The sequence below is a fragment of the Caulobacter sp. GW821-FHT12F03 genome (assembly GCF_058806855.1).
Window position 1 is genome coordinate 482,694 of the sequence record NZ_JBXAQC010000003.1, and the last position, 21,020, is coordinate 503,713.

The window sequence follows — 21,020 nt, forward strand, 5'->3', positions numbered from 1 at the left end:
CCCGGCCATCGACAACGCGCCAGGAGCAAAGCGACGTGACGACCTTAGAACCTCCAAGCCCTTCGGTCACGGCTTCGCCGGACGGGACCCTTCTGCGACGGGCCGGCCTGGCCTGGTTCCTGGTCGCGGCGGCAGGCCAGGGCGCCTTCATCTGGATGATCATCGCCCATTATGGCCGCAAGACCATGGGCGGCGATCTGGCCGGTTGGAACGACAAGCCGATCATCAAGGGCTACGTTCCGGGAGATCACCCGGGCAACCTGATGTTCGCCATCCATGTGCTGCTGGCAGCGGTGGTGACGCTGGGGGGGCTCCTGCAACTCCTTCCGGCGATCCGCCGGAGGGCGCCAGCCTTGCACCGCTGGAATGGGCGACTGTTCTTCGTCATCGCCTACGTGATGGCCCTGGGCGGGCTGTGGCTGACATGGGTGCGCCACACATATCTTTCGCTCATCTCGGCGGTGTCGGTGTCCCTGAATGGCGTGCTCATCCTGGTCTTCGCGGCGCTGGCGTGGCGGTTGGCCGCCGGACGGAATTTCGAGGCCCACCGGCGCTGGGCCATGCGCGCCTTCCTAGTCGTCAACGGCGTCTGGTTCCTGCGGGTGGCGATCATGGCCTGGGTGCTGGTGTCGGGCGGAGGCCTTGGCATGAACCGCACGCTATCGGGCCCGGCAGATATCCTGCTTCAGTTCGGCTCCTATCTGATCCCCCTGGCCGTGCTTGAGGTCTATCTCCGCGCGCAGCGGAGTACGAAGCCCAACGTCAAACGCCGCACCGCCCACCTGGTGATCGCCATGACGCTCGTCACGGCCGGAGGCGCCGTCGGCGCTGTCGTCTTTATGTGGGGGCCCTACATGATGTGACGGCGCATGCGCGGCCGGTGCAACGGCGCGCAAGGCCGTTGCACCGGAGCTCCGCGAAGAACACCCGACTCGCCGCCCCTTCAAGCCGACCCGGATTCCATTCAGGGTGGCTGCGGTCCCGCCACCACCCCAAAGCAAAAGGCCCCGGATCGCTCCGGGGCCTTTCAGTGTCTCAGTCTGTCGACGCGAAGATCAGTCTTCGCCGAAGGTCTGGACCGGACCGGAGTCCTTGCCCTTTTCGGCGGGGTCGCGGTCGACGAATTCGATGATCGCCATGGCGGCGTTGTCGCCGTGGCGGAAGCCGGCCTTCAGGACGCGGATGTAGCCGCCGTTGCGGGCCTTGTAGCGCGGGCCGAGCACCGAGAAGAGCTTGCCGACCTGTTCGATGTCGCGAACCTGGCTGATGGCCTGGCGACGGGCGTGCAGGTCGCCGCGCTTGCCGAGCGTGATCAGCTTCTCGACGATCGGGCGCAGTTCCTTGGCCTTGGGCAGGGTGGTGACGATCTGCTCGTGCTTGATCAGGCTCGCCGACATGTTGGCGAACATCGCCATCCGGTGAGCGGTCGTACGACCCAGTTTACGGTGTGCCTTACCGTGACGCATGTTGGTCTCTCCTGGGCCTCAAGCCCGCAGTGTTGTCACCCATCCCAGCCTGTTTCCCGCCTGGGTCAGAACGAAGCGCCGGGGCCCTCGACCGCTGTTGCGGCGTCTCAAGGCCCCGAACCGCCCTTTCAGGCGATCCGGGAGATAGCGCGAGGTAAGCGAACTAGATCTGGTCTTCGAACTTCTTGGCCAGGTCTTCGATGTTTTCCGGCGGCCAGTTGGGCACGTCCATGCCGAGATGCAGGTTCATGCCCGCGAGCACTTCCTTGATCTCGTTCAGCGACTTGCGGCCGAAGTTCGGGGTGCGGAGCATTTCCGCTTCCGTCTTCTGGATCAGGTCGCCGATGTAGACGATGTTGTCGTTCTTCAGGCAGTTGGCCGAACGGACCGACAGCTCCAGCTCGTCGACCTTCTTCAGCAGCGCCGGGTTGAACGGCAGCTCCGGCTTCGCTTCGCCGTCGGTCTTGGCCTTGGGCTCTTCGAAGGTGATGAAGATCTGCAGCTGGTCCTGCAGGATGCGGGCGGCGTAGGCCACCGCGTCCACGGGACCGACGGCGCCGTTGGTTTCGACTTCCAGCACCAGCTTGTCATAGTCGAGCGACTGACCCTGACGGGTCGGCTCGACGCGGTAGGCGACGCGCTTGACCGGCGAGTAGAGGGCGTCGACGGCGATCAGGCCGATCGGCGCGTCTTCCGGACGGTTCTGCTCCGACGGGACGTAGCCCTTGCCGTTGTTGACCGTGAACTCCATGCGCACGTTAGCGCCGTCGTCCAGGGTGCAGAGCACGTGGTCGGGGTTGAGGATCTCGATGTCCGACGGGACTTCGATCTGGCCGGCCGTCACGACGCCGGGGCCGGTGGCCCGCAGGGTCATGCGCTTGGGGCCTTCGGAGTGCATCCGCAGGGCCAGCTGCTTGATGTTGAGGACGATGTCGACGACGTCCTCACGCACGCCTTCCAGCGAGGAGAACTCGTGAACCACGCCGTCGATCTGGACGGCGGTCACGGCCGCGCCTTGCAGGGAGGAGAGCAGAACGCGACGGAGCGCGTTGCCGAGCGTCACACCGAAACCACGCTCGAGGGGTTCGGCGACGATGCGAGCCTTGCGGCTGGCGTCGGCGCCGGTCTCGATCATCGGCTTTTCGGGGCGAATGAGCTCGTTCCAGTTTCTTTCGATCACGGGCGGATGTCCTTGGAACGCATTTTCGCCGGCCGCGAAACGCACGGCCGGCGACGGGAGGGTCGGCTAATAGAACTCAGACTCGCCGGCGCTTCGGCGGCCGGCAGCCGTTGTGCGGAATCGGGGTCACGTCACGGATGGTCGTGATCGTCATGCCGGCGGCCTGCAGCGCGCGCAGGGCCGACTCACGACCCGAACCCGGACCGGAGACGTTCACTTCCAGGGTCTTCACACCGTGCTCGGCGGCCTTCTTGCCGGCGTCTTCGGCGGCCATCTGGGCGGCGTAAGGGGTCGACTTGCGCGAACCCTTGAAGCCCATGGCGCCGGCGCTCGACCAGGAGATCGTATTGCCCTGGGCGTCGGTGATCGTGATCATGGTGTTGTTGAACGAGGCGTTCACGTGCGCCACGCCCGAGGTGATGTTCTTGCGTTCGCGCTTCTTTACGCGAGCCGGTTCCTTGGCCATCGAGGCTCTCTCTACTTCTTCTTGCCGGCGATCGGCTTGGCCGGACCCTTGCGGGTGCGGGCGTTCGTGTGCGTGCGCTGACCGCGGACCGGGAGGCCCTTGCGGTGACGCAGGCCGCGGTAACAGGCCAGGTCCATCAGACGCTTGATGTTGGTCGACGTCTCGCGGCGCAGGTCGCCCTCGACGGTGAAGTCCTTGTCGATCGCTTCACGGATCTGGAGGACCTCGGCGTCGGTCAGCTGGTTCACCCGGCGCGCATCGTCGATGCCCACGCGGGCGACGATGTCCTTGGCGGACTTCTGGCCGATGCCATGAATGTACTGAAGCGCGATCACTACGCGCTTGTTCGTCGGAATGTTGACGCCTGCGATACGGGCCACGTCTAATCTCTCTTTTGTCGCGCCCTGTAGGACGCACGCGCAAAACGGAACGCGACCATCACACCGGCTCTAAGCTTGCACTTCGAGCCGACGCGGGAGTCGCGCCTTTCGCGGAAGCGCACCGTTATAGGGATCGGTGCGCCGCCGTCAATGCCGGAAACGGTTGATTTTCAACCTATCCGGCCAGCCATCAGATCGTTTCGAGCGCGGCGGCGATGGCGGCGGAAACCGCATCCATCGTGCCCATGCCGTCAACGGCTACAAGTTTCCCCTGCCCTTCGTAGTAGGGCAGCAGCGGGGCCGTCTGGGCATTGTAGGCGCCCAGGCGGGTCTTGAAGGTCTCCGGATTGTCGTCCGGACGGCCCTGTTGTTCGAATCGGCCGGTGACCCGCTCCAGCAGGACCGACTCATCGACCAGCAGCCGCAGCACGACATCGATCTTCTCGCCGCGACCGGCCAGCATCGAATCAAGCGCCTCGGCCTGGGCCACGGTGCGCGGGAAGCCGTCGAAGATGGCGCCGCCCGCGGCTTCCGCCTCCGGCAGACGTTCCTCGATCAGGGCGATGACGATCTCGTCCGAGACCAGGTCGCCCCGCGCCAGCACGCCCTTGACCCGTTCTCCGAGATCGGAGCCCGAGGCGATGGCCGCCCGCAGCATGTCGCCCGTCGAGAGCTGGACCATGCCGCGCTCGTCGACGAGACGCTTGGCCTGGGTGCCCTTACCGCACCCCGGCGGCCCGAACAGGATCAGATTCATCGAAGTCTCCCCTCGCCCCGATCTTGCGCCGGGACGCCTTCCGAACTCGCGGTCTACTTACGACCACCCCGCAGTTTCGACTTCTTGATCAGCCCCTCGTACTGGTGCGCCAGCAGGTGCGACTGGATCTGAGCCACCGTATCCATGGTCACCGACACGACGATCAGGATCGAGGTGCCGCCCAGGGCGCGGGTCTGCTGCGGACTGCCCATGAAGCTCGTCAGGGCTTCCGGGATCAGACAGACGGCGGCGATATAGGCCGCGCCGATCACCGTCAGGCGGGTCAGGACGAAATCGAGGTACTCGGCCGTTCGCTTGCCCGGGCGGATGCCCGGCATGAAGCCGCCGTACTTGCGCAGGTTCTCCGCGGTGTCGTCCGGATTGAACACCACCGACGTGTAGAAGAAGCAGAAGAACACGATCAGCAGGCCGTACAGCACCATGAACAGGGGCTGGCCGTGCTGCAGGCTGGCCACCGCGCCGGGCAGCCACTGCAGCCACGACGGCAGGGCGTCGGCCTGGAGGAAGCCCGCCGCCGTCGCCGGCAGCAGCAGAAGCGAGGAGGCGAAGATCGGCGGGATCACGCCCGAGGTGTTGATCTTCAGCGGCAGGAAGGAGCTTTCGCCGCCGACCGAGCGGCCGCCCCGCTGCTGCTTGGGATACTGGATCAGCAGGCGGCGCTGCGAGCGCTCCATGAAGACGATGGCCAGGATGATGCCGACCGCCAGGGCCAGCAGCATGAAGACCGCCACGCCGCTGACCGAGCCGACCTGGACCTGTTGCAGCAGCTGGTAGACGCTGCGCGGCAGGACGGCGACGATGCCGGCGAAGATGATAAGGCTGATGCCGTTGCCCACGCCGCGGCTGGTGATCTGCTCGCCCAGCCACATCAGGAACAGGGTGCCGCCCGTCAGGGTGACGACCGTCGAGGCGAAGAAGAAGCCCGGCGCGATGCCCGGAACGACCACGCCGCTCTTCATCATGCCGAAGGCGATGCCGGCCGACTGGACCAGGGCCAGGACCACGGTCAGGTAGCGGGTGTACTGGTTGAGGGTCTTGCGACCCGCCTCCCCGCCTTCCTTGCGGAGCTTTTCCCAGGGCGGATAGACCGTCCCGAGCAGCTGCACGATGATCGAGGCCGAGATGTACGGCATCACGTTCAGGGCGAAGATCGCCATGCGCTGGACCGCGCCGCCCGAGAACATGTTGAACATGCCCAGGATGCCCTGGTTCTGCCCTTCGAAGATCTTGGCGAACTGGACCGGATCGATGCCCGGGATCGGGATGTAGGTGCCGAGGCGATACACGACCATCGCGATGATGGTGAACATGATGCGCTTGTGCAGCTCCGTCGCCTTCTGGAAGGCGCCGAAGTTGAGGTTTGCGGCTAGCTGCTCTGCGGCCGAAGCCATGTAGGTCCCCGCGACTCTTTAAGGAGCGTCACAAATAGGGACGGCGCCGGGCGTTGTCACCGGGCGCCGCCTCTCTGCGTCAGGCTTCGGCTTCAACCTTGGCCGGGCGGGTCAGCGTCAGCTTGCCGCCGAGCTTCTCGACCGCCGCCTTGGCGGCGTCCGAGGCGTGATAGACGGTGATCTCGATCTTCGAGGTCAGCTCGCCCTTGCCCAGCAGCTTGATGCCGTCGAGCTTGCGACGGATGACGCCGGCGGCGACGAGCACGTCGCCGTCGATGGCCTTCGAAGCGTCGAGCTTGCCGGCGGCGATCGCCTGCTCGAGACGCCAGAAGTTCACTTCAGCGAGCTTCTTGGCGTTGGGATTGTTGAAGCCGCGCTTGGGCATGCGCATGTGCAGCGGCATCTGGCCGCCTTCGAAGCCGGCGATCGAGACGCCGGTGCGGGACTTCTGGCCCTTCACGCCGCGACCGGCGGTCTTGCCCTTGCCCGAGCCCGGGCCGCGGCCGACGCGCATGCGGTTCTTGGTGGAGCCTTCGCGCGGGGCGAGTTCGTTGAGCTTCGTCATTTTGAGTGCCTCTCCTTGGAGATCAATCGCCCGGACCAGGTCCGGACTCGGCGTTGCAGAAATAGAGTCCGCCCGTCCTGCGGTTCGCGGGACGGGCGGCGCTCTGTAGCGGGTTTAGTCGACCACTTCCACCATGTGGGCGACCTTGGCGATCATCCCGCGGATCGACGGGGTGTCTTCCAGGACGCGGGTGCGGCCGATCTTGTTCAGGCCCAGGCCCGCGAGGGTCGCGCGCTGGTCGCCTTTGCGGCGGAGCGGGCTGGCCGTCTGGCGGACGGTGACGGTTTTCTTATCAGCCATGACTAGCCCTCGATCGAGTCAGGCGCCGAAGCGCCGTCGGCCCGACGACCCAGGACATCGCTGACCTTCTTGCCGCGCTTGGCGGCGATCTGGCGGGGCGAGGACTGGGCCTTGAGCGCCTCAAACGTGGCGCGGACCATGTTGTAGGGGTTGGACGAACCGGTCGACTTGCCGACGACGTCCTGGACGCCGAGGGTTTCGAGAACCGCGCGCATCGGACCGCCGGCGATGACGCCGGTGCCCGGAGGCGCCGCGCGGACCATCACCTTGCCGGCGCCCCAACGGCCATTGCCGTCGTGGTGCAGCGTGCGGGATTCGCGAAGCGGAACGCGGATCATCGTCTTCTTGGCTTCTTCCGTCGCCTTGCGGATGGCTTCCGGCACTTCACGCGCCTTGCCATGACCGTAGCCGACGCGGCCCTTCTGGTCGCCGACCACCATGAGGGCGGCGAAGCTGAAGCGACGGCCACCCTTCACGGTCGCGGCGACGCGGTTGATGTGCACCAGCTTCTCGACGATGTCGCTGTCGGCGCGGTCGTCGGTCGGGGCGTTGCGGTCCCGGCGGTTCCGGCCTTCGCCGCCACCACCACCACTGCGGGGTTCACGAGCCATATGCTGGGTTCCCTTAGAAGTTCAGGCCGGCTTCACGCGCGGCATCCGCCAGCGCCTTGATCCGTCCGTGATAGATGTAACCGCCGCGATCGAAGACGACGTCCTTGACGCCTTTTTCGATAGCGCGTTCGGCGAGGAGCTTGCCAACCAGGGCGGCGGCGTCCTTGTCCGCCCCCTTGGTCTTGCCTTCGCCTTCCAGCGACGACGCGGCCGCCAGGGTCACGCCCTTCTCATCATCGATGATCTGGGCGTAGATGTTCTTGCTCGAACGGAAGACCGACAGACGCGGGCGGCCGTTGGAGAGCGCCCGGAGGCGAGTGCGGTTGCGCTGGGCGCGGCGCACATGGGATTCGCGAGGAGAGAGCGCCATGACTACTTCTTCTTGCCTTCCTTGCGGCGGACCTTTTCGCCGGCATACCGAACACCCTTGCCCTTGTAGGGCTCCGGCGGACGGATGCGGCGGATCTTGGCCGCGGTTTCACCGACCAGCTGCTTGTCGATGCCGACAATCTTCACTTCGGTCTGCTTGGGCACCGCGAAGGTGATGCCGGCCGGAGCGGGGATGTCGACGTCGTGGCTGAAGCCCAGCGCCATCGAAAGGTCGGAACCCTTCAGCGCGGCGCGATAACCCACGCCGACCAGTTCGAGCGTCTGCTCGAAGCCGGCCGTGACGCCCTGCACCATGTTGGCGATGAGGGTGCGCGAGAGGCCCCACATCGACCGGGCGCGCTGGGTGTCGGCGCGGGGCGAGAGCGTGATTTCCGCGCCCTCCTGCTTGACCTCGATCTCTTCGGCGATCGTCCAGGCGAGCTGGCCCTTGGGCCCCTTCACCGTGACGGTCTGGCCTTCGAGCGTGACGGTAACCCCTGCGGGCACGGCCACGGCCTTCTTTCCAATGCGGCTCATATCAGTAGACCCTGCAGAGCACTTCGCCACCGACGTTAGCGTCGCGGGCGGCAGTGTCGGACATGACGCCCTTGGGCGTCGACAGGATCGAGATGCCGAGGCCGTTCTTGATCGGCTTCAGGTCCTTGATCGAGGAGTACACCCGGCGGCCAGGCTTGGACACGCGGGCGATGTCGACGATCACGGGCTCGTTGTCGAAATACTTGAGCTCGATCTCGAATTCGGGGAACGCGCCGGGCTTCTCGACGAGCGAGTAGCCGCGGATGTAGCCCTCACCGGCCAGCACGTCGAGGACGCGCGCGCGCATCTTCGAGGCCGGGGTGGAGACTTTCGCCCGCTTGCGCATGGCGGCGTTTCTAATGCGGGCGATCATATCGCCAATGGGGTCGTTGACCATTTTACGATCCCTCCCTTACCAGCTCGACTTGACGAGGCCGGGGATCAGACCGGCGGAGCCAAGCTCACGCAGGGCGATCCGGCTCATCTTCAGCTTGCGATAGTAGGCGCGCGGACGACCTGTCACCTCGCACCGGTTACGGATGCGGATAGCGGCCGAATTCCGCGGCAACTTCGCCAGCTTCAGTCGGGCATCGAAACGTTCTTCGAGCGGCAGGGTCTCGTCGTTGGCGGTAGCCTTCAGCGCGGCGCGCTTGGCGGCGTACTGCTTGACGAGCTTCTTGACCATCTCGTTACGGTTGACGGCGCTTTTCTTGGCCATGAGTTCTTTCCTTCCCGTCCGTTACGCGGTGAACGGGAACTGGAATTCCTTGAGAAGCGCGCGCGCTTCGTCGTCGGTCTTCGCAGTGGTGCAGACGATGATGTCCATGCCCCAGATCTGGTCGATCTGGTCGTAGTTGATCTCCGGGAACACGATGTGTTCCTTCAGGCCCATGGCGTAGTTGCCACGACCGTCGAAGGAGGTCGGCTTGAGACCCCGGAAGTCCTTCACCCGCGGAAGGGCGATGGTGATCAGGCGATCGAGGAATTCATACATGCGGTCGGCGCGCAGGGTGACCTTGGCGCCGATGGTCATGCCTTCCCGGATCTTGAACTGGGCGACGGACAGGCGGGCCTTGGTGGCGACGGGCTTCTGACCGGCGATCGCCGCCAGGTCCTTCATCGCCGTGACCGCCTTCTTGGAGTCCGCAACCGCTTCGCCGATGCCCATGTTCAGGACGATCTTGTCCAGCTTGGGAACCTGCATCTCGTTGGAATAGCCGAACTGTTCCTTCATCGTGGCGCGGATGCGCTCACGATAAATGGTCTTCATCCGGGGTTCGTAAGCTTGATCAGCCATTGATCGCCTCGCCCGTGGTCTTGGCAAAACGCACCTTCTTGTCGCCGTCCATGCGGAAGCCGACGCGGGTGGGTTTACCGTTGGAATCGACGATGGCGACGTTCGAGACGTGCACCGGCGCTTCCTTGTGCTTGATGCCGCCCTGCGGGTCCGCCTGGGTCGGCTTGGTGTGGCGCTGGACCATGTTCAGGCCGCCGACGACGACGCGCTCTTCCTTCGGAAGCACGCGCACGACGTTGCCGGACTTGCCCTTGTCCTTGCCGGTGAGGAGGACGACCCGGTCGCCCTTCTTGATCTTGGCAGCCATTACAGCACCTCCGGCGCGAGGGAGATGATCTTCATGTGGTTCTTCGCGCGCAGTTCACGGGGAACCGGGCCAAAGATCCGCGTGCCGATCGGCTCCGCCTGCTTGTTGACGATCACGGCCGCGTTCTTGTCGAAGCGGATGACCGAGCCGTCCTTGCGCTTGATGGCCGAGGACGTGCGAACGACGATGGCTTGCAGCACATCGCCCTTCTTCACGCGGCCGCGCGGAATGGCTTCCTTCACGGAGACAACGATCTTGTCCCCGACGTGCGCGTAGCGGCGCTTGGCGCCGCCAAGCACCTTGATGCACATGACCCGGCGTGCGCCCGAATTATCGGCGACTTCCAGGTTAGTTTGCATCTGGATCATGGTTCAATACCTTCCAGAAACTAGCTGACGGCCTTGGGAAGGACTTCCCAGGTCTTCAGTTTGGACTTGGGCGCGCACTCGACGATCTTGACGATCTCGCCGGCCTTGTGGGCGTTGGCTTCGTCGTGAGCATGATACTTCTTGGACCGGCGCACGGTCTTCTTCAGCAGCGGGTGGAGGAACGTGCGTTCCACCTTGACCACCACCGTCTTGTCGCCCTTGTCGGAGACGACCACGCCTTCAAGAATACGTTTGGGCATATCGGTCTCCTACGCGGCCTTCTTGGCGCGCAACACGGTCTTGATCCGCGCGATGTCCTTGCGGATCTCGTTCACGCGGTGGGTCTTTTCGACCTGGCCCGTCGCCGCCTGGAAGCGCAGGTTGAACTGCTCCTTCTTCAGGTTCAGCAGGGCTTCGGCCAGCTGGTCGGGCGTAAAGCCCCGAACTTCATCGATCTTCATCTCAGTGCTCCGCGGCCACGCCGCTATCGATGCGGGACACGATGCGCGTCTTGATCGGCAGCTTGGCGGCGCCGAGCTTGAGCGCGTCACGGGCGATATCGTCGGCGACGCCGTCGATCTCGAACATGATGCGGCCGGGGTGAACACGAGCGGCCCAGTAGTCGACGGCGCCCTTGCCCTTACCCATCCGCACTTCGGCCGGCTTGTCGGTGACCGGCAGGTCCGGGAAGATACGGATCCAGACGCGGCCCTGGCGCTTCATGTGACGCGTGATCGCGCGGCGAGCCGCTTCGATCTGACGCGCCGTGATGCGCTCGGGTTCGACGGCCTTGAGGCCGTAGGAGCCGAAGTTAAGCAGGGTGCCGCCCTTGGCGGTCCCGTGGATCCGGCCCTTGAAGGCCTTCCGGTACTTGGTTTTCTTAGGTGACAGCATGACTGTTACGCCTCAGCTCCACGACCGCGGTCGCGGCGCGGGCCGCGGGGTCCGCGATCGTCACGGTCACGTCCACCACCTTCGCCGGCGGGGCCGGATTCAGTGGCCAGGCGCTTGTCCAGCGCCATGGGATCGTGGTCCAGCACTTCGCCTTTGAAGATCCAGGTCTTCACGCCGATGATGCCGTAGGTGGTCTTGGCTTCAGCGAAGCCGTAGTCGATGTCCGCCCGCAGGGTGTGCAGCGGCACGCGACCTTCGCGGTACCATTCCATGCGCGCGATTTCCGCACCGCCCAGACGACCCGAAACGTTGATCCGGACGCCCTTGGCGCCCAGACGCATGGTCGACTGCATGGTGCGCTTCATGGCGCGACGGAAGGCGACGCGGCGCTCGAGCTGCTGGGCGATGTTCTCGGCCACCAGCTGGGCGTCGGTCTCGGGCTTGCGGATCTCGACGATGTTCAGGTGAACCTCGACGCCGACCATGGACGCGATGTCCTTGCGCAGCTTGTCGATGTCCGCACCCTTCTTGCCGATGATCACGCCGGGGCGCGCGGCATAGATGGTGACACGGCACTTCTTGTGCGGACGCTCGATGATGATCCGCGAAATGCCGGCCTGGTACAGGCGCTTCTTCAGTTCACGACGGACCTTGATGTCCTCGTGCAGAAGGCGACCGTATTCCTTGCCGTCGGCGAACCAGCGGCTGTCCCAGGTGCGGTTGATGCCGAGCCGAAGCCCGACCGGATTGACTTTCTGACCCATCAGGCAGCCTCACCCAGTTCGCGGACCACGATGGTGAGTTCGCTGAACGGTTTCTCGATGCGCGACGAGCGACCCCGCGCGCGGGCGGAGAAACGCTTCATCACGAGGTTCTTGCCCACGAAGGCCTCCGACACGACGAGCGAGTCGATGTCGAGGTTGTGGTTGTTCTCGGCGTTCGAGATGGCGCTGTAGAGCGCCTTGCGGACGTCCTTGGCGATGCGCTTGTGGCTGAACTCGAGTTCGTTCAGCGCCCGTTGCACCTTCAGGCCGCGGATCGACTGGGCCACGAGGTTGAGCTTCCGGGCCGAGGTGCGCAGCGTGCGCAGCTTGGCCTGAACCTCAGTTCCTGGCAGTCGACGGGCTTTCGCTTTCTTCGACATGCTACTTCCTCTTGGCCTTCTTGTCGGCCGCGTGACCCGGGAAGTTCCGCGTCGGAGCGAATTCGCCGAGCTTGTGGCCGACCATGTCTTCCGACACGGAAACCGGCACGTGCTTGAGACCGTTGTGAACGCCGAACACCAGGCCGACGAACTGCGGCATGATGGTCGAGCGGCGCGACCAGGTCTTGATCACATCCTTGCGGCCGCTGTTCTGCGCGGTCTCTGCCTTCTTCAGCAGGTAACCGTCGACGAACGGGCCCTTCCAGACTGAGCGTGTCATGGCTTAACGGCCCTTCTTCGCTTTATGGCGCGACCGGATAATGAACTTATCCGTGGCCTTGTTGGTGCGGGTCTTGGCGCCCTTGGTCGGCTTGCCGGCCGGGGTCACCGGGTGGCGACCACCGGAGGTGCGGCCTTCGCCGCCGCCGTGGGGGTGGTCGACCGGGTTCATGGCCACGCCGCGAACGTGCGGACGGAAGCCCATGTGGCGGACGCGGCCGGCCTTGCCCAGAACCTGGTTCATATGGTCCTGGTTGGAGACGGCGCCGACCGTGGCCATGCAGGTGTCCTGCACCATGCGCAGCTCGCCCGAACCCAGACGGATCTGGGCGTAGCCGCCGTCACGACCCACCAGTTGGGCGTAGGCACCGGCCGAGCGGGCCAGCTGGCCGCCCTTGAGGGGCTTCAGCTCGACGTTGTGAATGATCGTGCCGATCGGCAGACCGCTCAGCGGCGCGGCGTTGCCCGGCTTCACGTCGACCTTTTCCGAGGCGAGGATTTCGTCCCCGACCTTGAGGCGCTGCGGAGCCAGGATGTAGGCCAGTTCGCCGTCGGCGTACTTGATCAGGGCGATGAAGGCCGTCCGGTTCGGATCGTACTCCAGACGCTGGACCGTGCCGACCACGTCGAACTTGCGACGCTTGAAGTCGACCATGCGGTACAGACGCTTGGCGCCGCCGCCGCGGAAGCGGACCGCGATACGGCCACCACCGCCACGGCCGCCCGACTTGGTCAGGCCTTCAACGAGCGACTTCTCCGGGCGGCCCTTGTGGAGCTCGCTGCGGTCGATCAGCACCAGGCTGCGGCGACCGGGAGACGTCGGATTGTAATGCTTCAGAGCCATCTCTTAGAGCCCCGTCGTGATGTCGATCGACTGGCCGTCGGCCAGCGTCACGATGGCTTTCTTGACGTCGGACCGATGTCCGACGCGACCGCGGAAGCGCTTAGTCTTGCCCTTGACGTTCAGGGTGTTGACCTTGGTCACCTTGACCTTGAACAGCGCTTCGACCGCGGCGGCGATCTCGTCCTTCGTCGCGTCGTCGGCGACCCGGAAGACGACCTTGTTCTGTTCAGACAGATAGGTCGCCTTTTCGGTGATCACCGGGGCGAGGATGGTGTCGTAATGGCGAGCGGTTGCGGTCATTACGCGGCTTCCTTCTGAGCGAAGCGAGCCGAGATGCCTTCGATGGCCGACTTGGTCAGGACCAGGGTCCCGCGGCGCAGCACGTCATAGACGTTCAGGCCGGCGTTCGGCAGCACATCGATGTTCGGAATGTTGCGAGCCGCCAGCTTGAAATTGGCGTTCACTTCCGGCCCGGCGATGATCAGGGCGTTCTTGAGGCCCATCTTGTCCAGGGTGGCGCGCAGACCGGCCGTCTTCGGATCGGTCAGCTCGGCGGAGTCCAGGACGACCAGCGAACCCGACTTGGCCTTGGAAGACAGCGCGTGGCGCAGGGCCATGGCGCGGATCTTCTTGTTCAGGCCAAACTCGTGGCTGCGGACGACCGGGCCGTGCGCCTTGGCGCCGCCGACGAACTGGGCCGCACGGCGCGAACCGTGACGGGCGCCGCCGGTGCCCTTCTGCTTGTACATCTTCTTGCCCGTACGAGAGACCTCGTTGCGGACCTGAATCTTGTGGTTCCCGGAGCGGCGCTTGGCCAGCTGCCAGGTGACGACGCGCTGAAGGATGTCCCCGCGGATCTCGTCGATGCCGAAGATGGCGTCGTCGAGATCGACCGAACCGGCCTTGGCGCCGTCAAGCTTGATGACGTCGAGTTTCATTATTCAGCGCCCTCTTGCGTGGCTTCGGGGGCCGCGGCCTCGGTGGCCTCGGGCTCCTCGGCCGGCGCGGCGGCGGCAGCCGCCTCGCCCGACTTGCGGAAGGCGCCCGGACGCGGCAGGTCGGCCGGAGCCGCCTTCTTGATCGCGTCGCGCACCTTCACATAGGAGCCTTCGGCGCCGGGGACGGCGCCCTTGATCAGGATCAGGCCGCGCTCGACGTCCACCTTCCAGACCGTGAGGTTCATGGTGGTGACGGTTTCCTGACCCAGGTGACCCGCCATCTTCTTGCCGGCGAAGGTCTTGCCCGGGTCCTGGCGCTGGCCGGTCGAACCGTGCGCCCGGTGCGAGACCGAGACGCCGTGCGTGGCGCGCATGCCGCCGAAGTTCCAGCGCTTCATGGCGCCGGCGAAACCCTTACCGACCGTGGTGCCGGTGATGTCGACCTTCTGACCGGCGACATAGTGGTCGGCGGTGAATTCGGCGCCGACATCGATCATCGCGCCTTCTTCGATGCGGAACTCGGCGACGACCCGCTTGGGCTCGACCTGAGCCTTGGCGAAGTGGCCGCGCATGCCGTTGGGCGTGTTCTTGGCCTTCTTGGCGCCGGCGCCGAGCTGGAGGGCGGTGTAGCCGTCCTTCTCAACGGTGCGCTGGGCCGTCACCTGGCAGCCGTCGAGGCTGAGGACAGTGACCGGAACGTGCTGTCCGGTTTCATCGAAGAAGCGGGTCATGCCCAGCTTCCTGGCGAGAACACCGGTGCGTTGTGCGGGGAGAGTCATGGCTGTCGGCTCCCTACAGCTTGATCTCGACGTCCACGCCGGCGGACAGGTCGAGCTTCATCAGCGCGTCCACGGTCTGCGGGGTGGGGTCGACGATATCCAGCACGCGCTTGTGCGTGCGGATTTCGAACTGCTCGCGCGACTTCTTGTCGACGTGCGGCGAGCGGTTGACGGTGAATTTCTCGATGAGCGTGGGCAGGGGGATCGGCCCCCTGACGGTGGCGCCCGTGCGCTTGGCCGTATTCACGATCTCGCGTGTGGAATGATCCAGCACGCGGTGATCGAAGGCCTTGAGCCGGATGCGGATGTTCTGACGATCCATATCGCTCGTGTTTCCCAAAGGGCGACCTGAGTGGGTGGCGCCCGCGTGCTTCAAACCATTTCAAAGACCAACCCGACGTCACCCCCGAGGGGATGGGTCGGACAACGCCAGTCCGCAAAAACGAAAGTGGTCCAAGCGGACATCCGCTAGGACCTGCTCCCCAACCGCGATTTTCCTTTGATGGAAAGCCATAGGCCGGTTCGTTCCGCGGGCCGCGTCTGCACCGAAGTGCACTGCCGGTCCAACAGAGCGGCGGGTATTACGGCAGCGACTCGCGAAGGTCAAGCCAGCAAGGCGGTTCCGCGCGGGGTTTCTCGGAGTCGGGCCGGATATTCGGTCCCGATCGGACGAACGCCCCCCTCGCACGGGCGCGCGCGGGCCTTTCAGCGATGCTGCAGGCGGCTCGCGATTAATTCGAAGTTATCTTCGGCTGCAACCCTTGCGGCGGCGGCGCGGCGCAAATAGATGCGCCCTCCCCGATCGGCCGAAGACGCCGACGGGTCACCAAGCAAGGGGATACCCACCTATGAAACTCCACCTGTTCGTCACCGCGGCCGTCGCGGCCGTCGCCATTTCCGCCCCGGCCTTCGCCGCCGACGCCGTCGGCTCGGTCGGCCTGTCCGCCGCCCACACCGAACTCGACCTCGGCCCGTTCAGCGGCGACGGCGAAGCCTACACCCTCGACGGCTCGGTCGCGCTGCAGACCGCGCCGAACTGGACCGTGACCCTCGGCGCCGCCGCCGTCACCACCGACAACGGCATCGGTGACGACACGACCGCCTCGGGCAACGCCGCCCTGACCTATGCCGGTTCCGACTGGCGCGCCGGCGGCTTCGTCGGCGCCAGCGAAGTGTCCAGCGAGACCCTGTGGGCCGTCGGCGGCGTCGCCCAGAAGCACATCGGCAACGTGACGCTCGTCGGCACCGCCGGCTACGGCAAGGTCGACGGCCTCGACGCCGACCTGTGGGGCGCGCGCGGCGACGTGCGCTACTTCGTCAGCGACACCTTCCGCCTCAACGCCGGCGTGGGCGTGGCCCGGATCGACGGCACGGGCGGCGACGCCGACCTGTGGACCATCGGCGCGGGCGGTGAGTACCAGTTCGCCGGCACGCCCTGGAGCGTGTTCGGCGGCGTGGACCACACCGACGCCAACGACCTGGACCTGACCGCCGACACCGTGAAGATCGGCCTGCGGTTCGGCTTCGGCGGCGACCTGAAGGCCCGCGACCGTTCGGGCGCGGACCTGGGCGGCGCCTCGGCGCTGTTCGGCGCCCTGCAATAGGCCGATCGCCGGCGCGGATTTCCGTCCTGTTTGATGCAGGACAATTTCGCGCCGGCGGATTCGTCTAGCTTGGGGTGTCACCGCTTTTCCGGCGACACCCGCCGGCCGCTCCCTCCCCCCAGTTGAGCGGCCGCGACAAAGGCCCCGGAGTTCAGACTCCGGGGCCTTCTTGTATTGCGGATCCCCCCAGGGCGGCGGAACTCCTGCAAGCCGGCGCCCTTGGAGGGACAGCGCCGGCCAGAGGCGGGCGAACCCGCGCCCGGCTCGTCCGTGAACGACGAAGACACGGACCAGCCGGGGAGTTCCGCACCGGCGCACCCTAGGGTGGGCCGGCGCGGGCCGTATCCCCTGTTCGGGGGGTGTCGCGTCAGTCGGCGTCGTCCTCGATCGGGCCGATCGTCACGTCGCCGGAGCCGGCGACCTTCTTGCTGACCGGGCCCGATACGCTGACCACGCGCACGTCGCCCGAGCCGGCCACGCGGGCGTCGAGACTGCGGGCCGGAGCCATGAGGGTCACGTCGCCCGAACCGGCGATCGAGACAGAGGCGGCGTCCACGGCGCCGCCGCGCACCTTCACGTCGCCCGAGCCCATGATGTTGGCGCTGAACGGACCGTTGACCGCGGCCGTCTCGACATCGCCGGAGCCGGCGATGTTGACCGACAGCGCGCCGACGCCGGCGGTCTTCACGTCGCCCGAGCCGGCGATATTGATCGCCGTCGCGCCGGCCGTGCCGACGGTGGTGTCGCCGGACCCGGCGAGGTTGATCTTCAACTCGCCGGCGACGTTGGCCACCGTCCAGTCGCCGCAGCCGGCGTTGGACAGGGTCAGGCTGTCGGTGCGGCCGATGCTGCCGAACACCGCGCCGCCGCCGGCGACGCTGGCGGCCATCGGCACGCGGACCACCACCTGCGGGATGGCGTCCCAGCCGAAGCTCTTGCCCTTCACCCGCACGGTCGTCTCGCCGTTGATCGAGCGGCAGCTGTGGATCGCGCCACGGCCCAGGTCGCCGTCGATGACCGTCTTGTCGCCCTCGACGTGGACGGTCAGCGGCAGGCCCGGGCTGGTGGTCAGGAACTCGACCTTCACGTCGCTCCGGTTTTCCGGAATGACGACGACGCGGGCGACCGCGTCCTTGAACTCGACGGACGCGGCCTGGGCGGCGGTGGCCCCCAGAAGGGCGGCGACGGCGGCCCCGGCTGTCAGAATGGCGCGCATTGGCAGGTCTCCCCAGAAAGGCTGATGGCCAAACGCTAGGCCCGTCGCACGCGCGAGGCAGCTTAATTCGGGGTCATGACAGGGTGGTCATGTTTGGGGGGGCCGGGGGGCCAGGGGCTGGGGAGTAGGGCGTAAACAGATGAGGTGCGGCGTAAGCGGCGCCCTGCTAGCCCCTTGCCCCTAGCCCCTGCTCCCTGCTCCCTACTCCCTACTCCCTACTCCCTACTCCCTACCCCCTACGCCCTACCCGCCCCCGGCCAGCGCCAGCAGCAGCGTCTCGGACTCGTCGTCCGACGGCAGGAAGGCCTCGACGCGCAGGTCGGCCAGGGCGGGATCGGCGGGAGTGGCGAAGGCCAGGGTCGTGGGGATCAGGCCGAGCTCGCGGCTCTGGGAGCGGAAGCGCACCTCGCACAGGGGCTCTGGCGACGGCGCCGGATCGGCCATCAACAGGCCAGCGACATCCGGCAGGGCCAGCAGCGCGCCCCAGGCGGCCTGCACCGCCGGGTCGTCGGGCGCCGCCGCCGCCTCGATCGACGCCCGTCGCAGCATGGCGCCCGCGAAGGCCGGCCAGTTTATAATGTGCCGGCGCAGCTCGTCCGGCGCGAGGAACAGCGTCATCAGGTTCATCGGCCGGCCCATGCGGCTCTCGCCGAGCATCAACCGCACCAGCCGCTGGCCTGCATCGTTGGCCGCCAGCACCGTCCAGTCGCGCTCGAGCACGAAGGCCGGCCACGGCTCATGCCGCGTCAGCACCAGGGTGATCGCCCGGCGGACCTGGGCCATCGCCGGGGCGGAGAGATCAGTCTCTTTATATATGGGGGCGTCTGGCACGGAGGTTCCTCACGCGGGGAGACTGGCGTGGTTCGCGGGATCCGGCAAAGGGCGGCTGGCCTCCAGGTGACCACCAGCGGCCCTTGACCAGGCTGGAGAGACCGCCGCGCTGGCCTGCAGGAGATTGACGGCGGGGTGTCGACCAAGAGGGGGGGACAGGCCCTGAAGTGCATGTCCTGGCAGCGTCGAAGCGGCCGCCTTGAGGGGCCGCCATGGGTCGAAGGCGGACGCAGACATGGTCGCCCGAGCCAATGAAGACGCGGACCCGTATCGCCTTGAGCGTCGCCCCTGGCGGCCTGGAGCCCGCGCTTACGCCGCCCTTGCGGGCGGCGGGACCGCGCAGAGAGGACGGAGATCTTCGGCCAGGTCGTCGAGAGCGAGGGCGAAGACGGCGTTGGCGTGATCGTTGAACTCCTTGGTGGAGCCCCACATGTTCACCGCCGTCTTGTCACCGCGATAGACCGCTTCCGGTCCGGGGGGCGCGCCTGGAGCCGCAAGGACGCCGCGCAGGACGACGCTGCCGACCTTGTTCATCTGCTGGGCGCCGATCCAGATCACCTGAATCCGGATGCGGGCCGTGACCACGGCGGGGTCGGGAGCGCCGCCGGCCGGCGCGAAGCTGGGCGTAAAACCGCGGGCCTTGAGGCCAACGTCAAACACCGAGCGCAGCCAGGCCTCGCGGTCCTCCGGCGCACGGAGCGCGACGCCGAAGGCTCCCACGATCTGGGGGTCGCGGCGGGGGTCGGTGAGCTCGATCTGGACGGCGCAGCCGCCGGCGGTGGACGGGGTAGCGGCGTCTGCGGCGGCCGCCGGCTCGACGTAGAGCGGTCCAAGGAGCTTGGCCTCTCCGATTGCGGCGGCGGCGGAGCCAACGGTCAGCAGGCTCGCGGCCAGCGCTGCGGTGGCGAGGATGGGAGCGCTGCGCATGCCGCTATTCCTGAAGGGTCTGGACATGGACGAGGCCCATGGGGAGGGGGTTGAACAGCAGAACTTCACCGTCGCCCTCTTCCATCGGCCTGCCGCCGAGGGGGCCGATGGTCCTGCGTTCCGCGGCGTTGAAACGGGCCACATCGGCGTCGGTGAGGGTAAGGGCGCGCGGAATGAGATCGCCGGCCCTGGTGAAGGCGAGAGCGAGCGCCTTCTTCGCCAGGGCGCTGTCGTTGGCCGCCCAGCGCCGGGCGTTCTCGACCGGCGTGGTGGGGTTGGCGAGGCGCACGACGCTGCTGACCCGCTGGCCGTAGACCAGGTTCTTGTCGAGGAGCCGGGTGAAAGGCTGGCCCTTCCTGGTCTGCGCCTTGTTTGCGATGGCGATGCCGACGCTGACATTCACCGACGAGAAGTCGGGCGCCATGTCGTAGACATAGGTGAAATAGGCCACCTGACTGGTCGCGGCGGCGGTGAGAAAGTCGTTCTTGCCGAACAGGGTGGCGTCGCGGCTGAAGGCCGGTTCCTGGCCTTCGAGCCAGGGCATGGCGGCCAGGGCGGCCTTTGTGCTGTCGATGGCCAGCTGGTCGGCGTCAAAGTCCATCAGGCCGCGACGGATGGGGGTGATGCCGAGCTGGGCGCGCTGGGCGCGGTCAGCTCCGACCCCGGCCTCGATGAGCACGCCGACCGCGCCGCCGGCCACCATAGCGAAGCCAAGGGTGGAGTTGATGTTCGACCCAAGCTCGGCCTGACCGACGCTGACCTGGACGGCGCGGCCGCCGGCGACCGGGCGGGCCGCCTCCGGCAGGACGTACATCAGGGGTTTCGGGGCGGCCTGCGCGGGCAGCGCGGCGCACAACATCAAGACTGCGGCGCATACGCCGCGCAACTGCATCCGGATCATCAGTCCCCCCAAGACTGGCACTCAGGTCAAGCTTGCTACCAGAGCGACCCGACGAGCACAATTGTGGCGCGACGTGCGCCCCCCTCTCGATTGGAGGGCGGTGCGCGGGCGCCCGTGTGGACTGCGCAGTCTGCGTCCATACGACGATCGACGTGATGTCACCTGGAGCCGACCTGGTGAGCGTCCCCAACGGGTCGGAAGCGGACACTCGCCGCCCCGCGGCTCGCCACAACATCACCGCCAAAGAAAAAGCCCCCCGGTGTTTCCACCGGAGGGCCTGATCTTTCGTCAGCGATGTCGCTGATCGTGGAGTGACTACTCGACGATCTTGGCGACGACGCCGGCGCCGACGGTGCGGCCGCCTTCACGGATGGCGAAGCGCAGGCCCGCGTCCATGGCGATCGGGGTGATCAGCTCGACGTCCAGCTCGGCGTTGTCGCCCGGCATGATCATTTCCACGCCTTCGCGCAGCTTGATGATCCCGGTCACGTCCGTCGTGCGGAAGTAGAACTGCGGGCGGTAGTTGGTGAAGAACGGCGTGTGACGACCGCCTTCGTCCTTGGTCAGGATATAGGCCTCGGCCGTGAACTTGGTGTGCGGCGTGATCGAGCCGGGCTTGCAGAGCACCTGGCCGCGTTCGACGTCTTC

Annotated in this window: 34 protein-coding genes; 2 read left to right on the plus strand and 32 right to left on the minus strand. The window is 66.4% G+C overall.

From position 1 onward, the window contains the following. The first annotated feature begins 35 nt into the window (after positions 1 to 35). Positions 36 to 863: a DUF2306 domain-containing protein gene (locus AC1RN0_RS11015; RefSeq protein ID WP_492787481.1), complete on the plus strand. Its 828-nt coding sequence runs from the start codon at positions 36 to 38 to the stop codon at positions 861 to 863. A gap of 192 nt (positions 864 to 1,055) precedes the next feature. Here AC1RN0_RS11015 and rplQ read toward each other — a convergent pair whose 3' ends face one another. From rplQ to rpsJ, 27 genes are all read right to left on the minus strand, one after another. Then, a complete protein-coding gene (gene rplQ, locus AC1RN0_RS11020; protein WP_488901147.1) occupies positions 1,056 to 1,466 on the minus strand; it encodes a 50S ribosomal protein L17 in 411 nt (136 codons plus the stop codon). 163 nt (positions 1,467 to 1,629) lie between these two features. After that, positions 1,630 to 2,646 (minus strand): DNA-directed RNA polymerase subunit alpha, encoded by a 1,017-nt coding sequence (locus AC1RN0_RS11025; protein WP_488901148.1) that lies wholly within the window; start codon positions 2,644 to 2,646, stop codon positions 1,630 to 1,632. A gap of 76 nt (positions 2,647 to 2,722) precedes the next feature. Beyond that, positions 2,723 to 3,112, minus strand: coding sequence for a 30S ribosomal protein S11 (gene rpsK / locus AC1RN0_RS11030; RefSeq protein ID WP_007662706.1), 390 nt, complete (start codon positions 3,110 to 3,112; stop codon positions 2,723 to 2,725). An 11-nt stretch (positions 3,113 to 3,123) separates the two neighbouring features. Further along, positions 3,124 to 3,492 carry a 30S ribosomal protein S13 gene (rpsM, locus tag AC1RN0_RS11035; RefSeq protein ID WP_492787482.1) on the minus strand — a complete coding sequence of 123 codons (369 nt, stop codon included), beginning with the start codon at positions 3,490 to 3,492 and terminating at the stop codon, positions 3,124 to 3,126. A 190-nt stretch (positions 3,493 to 3,682) separates the two neighbouring features. Continuing rightward, the gene (locus AC1RN0_RS11040) at positions 3,683 to 4,249 is read right to left on the minus strand and encodes an adenylate kinase (RefSeq protein WP_492787483.1); all 567 of its coding nucleotides are present in this window, start codon (positions 4,247 to 4,249) and stop codon (positions 3,683 to 3,685) included. 53 nt (positions 4,250 to 4,302) lie between these two features. Next, a complete protein-coding gene (secY, locus tag AC1RN0_RS11045; RefSeq protein WP_492787484.1) occupies positions 4,303 to 5,661 on the minus strand; it encodes a preprotein translocase subunit SecY in 1,359 nt (452 codons plus the stop codon). A gap of 79 nt (positions 5,662 to 5,740) precedes the next feature. Then, positions 5,741 to 6,226 (minus strand): 50S ribosomal protein L15, encoded by a 486-nt coding sequence (gene rplO, locus AC1RN0_RS11050; protein WP_492787485.1) that lies wholly within the window; start codon positions 6,224 to 6,226, stop codon positions 5,741 to 5,743. Positions 6,227 to 6,340: 114 nt separating this feature from the next. Next, entirely contained in the window at positions 6,341 to 6,526 is a 186-nt protein-coding gene (rpmD, locus tag AC1RN0_RS11055) for a 50S ribosomal protein L30 (RefSeq protein ID WP_492787486.1), read from the minus strand. Between the two features lie 2 nt (positions 6,527 to 6,528). After that, complete coding sequence (rpsE, locus tag AC1RN0_RS11060; RefSeq protein ID WP_492343366.1) at positions 6,529 to 7,137, minus strand: 30S ribosomal protein S5; 609 nt, start codon at positions 7,135 to 7,137, stop codon at positions 6,529 to 6,531. 13 nt (positions 7,138 to 7,150) lie between these two features. After that, entirely contained in the window at positions 7,151 to 7,507 is a 357-nt protein-coding gene (rplR, locus tag AC1RN0_RS11065) for a 50S ribosomal protein L18 (protein ID WP_492787487.1), read from the minus strand. A 2-nt stretch (positions 7,508 to 7,509) separates the two neighbouring features. Continuing rightward, the gene (gene rplF, locus AC1RN0_RS11070) at positions 7,510 to 8,043 is read right to left on the minus strand and encodes a 50S ribosomal protein L6 (protein ID WP_492787488.1); all 534 of its coding nucleotides are present in this window, start codon (positions 8,041 to 8,043) and stop codon (positions 7,510 to 7,512) included. A gap of 1 nt (position 8,044) precedes the next feature. Next, positions 8,045 to 8,440 carry a 30S ribosomal protein S8 gene (rpsH, locus tag AC1RN0_RS11075; protein ID WP_488901157.1) on the minus strand — a complete coding sequence of 132 codons (396 nt, stop codon included), beginning with the start codon at positions 8,438 to 8,440 and terminating at the stop codon, positions 8,045 to 8,047. A 15-nt stretch (positions 8,441 to 8,455) separates the two neighbouring features. After that, the gene (gene rpsN / locus AC1RN0_RS11080; RefSeq protein WP_488901158.1) at positions 8,456 to 8,761 is read right to left on the minus strand and encodes a 30S ribosomal protein S14; all 306 of its coding nucleotides are present in this window, start codon (positions 8,759 to 8,761) and stop codon (positions 8,456 to 8,458) included. Between the two features lie 21 nt (positions 8,762 to 8,782). Next, positions 8,783 to 9,340 carry a 50S ribosomal protein L5 gene (gene rplE / locus AC1RN0_RS11085; RefSeq protein WP_488901159.1) on the minus strand — a complete coding sequence of 186 codons (558 nt, stop codon included), beginning with the start codon at positions 9,338 to 9,340 and terminating at the stop codon, positions 8,783 to 8,785. Further along, on the minus strand, positions 9,333 to 9,647 hold the full coding sequence (rplX, locus tag AC1RN0_RS11090) for a 50S ribosomal protein L24 (protein ID WP_492787489.1): 315 nt from the start codon (positions 9,645 to 9,647) through the stop codon (positions 9,333 to 9,335). The genes rplE and rplX overlap by 8 nt, the downstream gene beginning before the upstream one ends. Continuing rightward, a complete protein-coding gene (gene rplN / locus AC1RN0_RS11095) occupies positions 9,647 to 10,015 on the minus strand; it encodes a 50S ribosomal protein L14 (protein WP_487298383.1) in 369 nt (122 codons plus the stop codon). Before rplN ends, rplX begins: the two co-directional genes overlap by 1 nt. Positions 10,016 to 10,035: 20 nt before the next feature. Then, on the minus strand, positions 10,036 to 10,275 hold the full coding sequence (gene rpsQ / locus AC1RN0_RS11100) for a 30S ribosomal protein S17 (RefSeq protein ID WP_488901161.1): 240 nt from the start codon (positions 10,273 to 10,275) through the stop codon (positions 10,036 to 10,038). Between the two features lie 9 nt (positions 10,276 to 10,284). Next, a complete protein-coding gene (rpmC, locus tag AC1RN0_RS11105; protein ID WP_488901162.1) occupies positions 10,285 to 10,476 on the minus strand; it encodes a 50S ribosomal protein L29 in 192 nt (63 codons plus the stop codon). Position 10,477: 1 nt separating this feature from the next. Further along, positions 10,478 to 10,909, minus strand: a complete 432-nt coding sequence (gene rplP, locus AC1RN0_RS11110; RefSeq protein WP_488901163.1) for a 50S ribosomal protein L16 — start codon at positions 10,907 to 10,909, stop codon at positions 10,478 to 10,480. A 5-nt stretch (positions 10,910 to 10,914) separates the two neighbouring features. After that, positions 10,915 to 11,673: a 30S ribosomal protein S3 gene (gene rpsC / locus AC1RN0_RS11115; RefSeq protein ID WP_488901164.1), complete on the minus strand. Its 759-nt coding sequence runs from the start codon at positions 11,671 to 11,673 to the stop codon at positions 10,915 to 10,917. Continuing rightward, the gene (gene rplV / locus AC1RN0_RS11120; protein ID WP_488901165.1) at positions 11,673 to 12,053 is read right to left on the minus strand and encodes a 50S ribosomal protein L22; all 381 of its coding nucleotides are present in this window, start codon (positions 12,051 to 12,053) and stop codon (positions 11,673 to 11,675) included. Before rplV ends, rpsC begins: the two co-directional genes overlap by 1 nt. Before the next feature lies 1 nt (position 12,054). Next, positions 12,055 to 12,333: a 30S ribosomal protein S19 gene (rpsS, locus tag AC1RN0_RS11125; protein ID WP_492787490.1), complete on the minus strand. Its 279-nt coding sequence runs from the start codon at positions 12,331 to 12,333 to the stop codon at positions 12,055 to 12,057. Positions 12,334 to 12,336: 3 nt separating this feature from the next. Beyond that, on the minus strand, positions 12,337 to 13,176 hold the full coding sequence (gene rplB, locus AC1RN0_RS11130; protein ID WP_492787491.1) for a 50S ribosomal protein L2: 840 nt from the start codon (positions 13,174 to 13,176) through the stop codon (positions 12,337 to 12,339). 3 nt (positions 13,177 to 13,179) lie between these two features. Continuing rightward, entirely contained in the window at positions 13,180 to 13,476 is a 297-nt protein-coding gene (locus AC1RN0_RS11135) for a 50S ribosomal protein L23 (RefSeq protein ID WP_488901168.1), read from the minus strand. After that, complete coding sequence (gene rplD, locus AC1RN0_RS11140; protein ID WP_492787492.1) at positions 13,476 to 14,114, minus strand: 50S ribosomal protein L4; 639 nt, start codon at positions 14,112 to 14,114, stop codon at positions 13,476 to 13,478. The genes AC1RN0_RS11135 and rplD overlap by 1 nt, the downstream gene beginning before the upstream one ends. Further along, the gene (gene rplC / locus AC1RN0_RS11145; protein WP_492787493.1) at positions 14,114 to 14,893 is read right to left on the minus strand and encodes a 50S ribosomal protein L3; all 780 of its coding nucleotides are present in this window, start codon (positions 14,891 to 14,893) and stop codon (positions 14,114 to 14,116) included. Before rplC ends, rplD begins: the two co-directional genes overlap by 1 nt. 13 nt (positions 14,894 to 14,906) lie before the next feature. Next, positions 14,907 to 15,215, minus strand: a complete 309-nt coding sequence (rpsJ, locus tag AC1RN0_RS11150; RefSeq protein WP_004616952.1) for a 30S ribosomal protein S10 — start codon at positions 15,213 to 15,215, stop codon at positions 14,907 to 14,909. Between the two features lie 526 nt (positions 15,216 to 15,741). Here rpsJ and AC1RN0_RS11155 point away from each other — a divergent pair. Next, entirely contained in the window at positions 15,742 to 16,497 is a 756-nt protein-coding gene (locus AC1RN0_RS11155; protein WP_492787494.1) for an outer membrane protein, read from the plus strand. Between the two features lie 367 nt (positions 16,498 to 16,864). On the opposite strand, the gene AC1RN0_RS11160 is transcribed toward AC1RN0_RS11155, so the two are convergent. From AC1RN0_RS11160 to AC1RN0_RS11180, 5 genes are all read right to left on the minus strand, one after another. Beyond that, the gene (locus tag AC1RN0_RS11160) at positions 16,865 to 17,713 is read right to left on the minus strand and encodes a GIN domain-containing protein (protein ID WP_492787495.1); all 849 of its coding nucleotides are present in this window, start codon (positions 17,711 to 17,713) and stop codon (positions 16,865 to 16,867) included. A gap of 243 nt (positions 17,714 to 17,956) precedes the next feature. Then, entirely contained in the window at positions 17,957 to 18,544 is a 588-nt protein-coding gene (locus AC1RN0_RS11165) for an MmyB family transcriptional regulator (RefSeq protein ID WP_492787496.1), read from the minus strand. Positions 18,545 to 18,853: 309 nt separating this feature from the next. After that, entirely contained in the window at positions 18,854 to 19,471 is a 618-nt protein-coding gene (locus AC1RN0_RS11170; protein WP_492787497.1) for a hypothetical protein, read from the minus strand. Between the two features lie 4 nt (positions 19,472 to 19,475). Beyond that, the gene (locus tag AC1RN0_RS11175) at positions 19,476 to 20,285 is read right to left on the minus strand and encodes a hypothetical protein (protein ID WP_492787498.1); all 810 of its coding nucleotides are present in this window, start codon (positions 20,283 to 20,285) and stop codon (positions 19,476 to 19,478) included. A gap of 402 nt (positions 20,286 to 20,687) precedes the next feature. Then, the coding region (locus AC1RN0_RS11180) for an EF-Tu C-terminal domain-related protein (protein ID WP_492787499.1) at positions 20,688 to 21,020 on the minus strand (333 nt) is incomplete at its 5' end.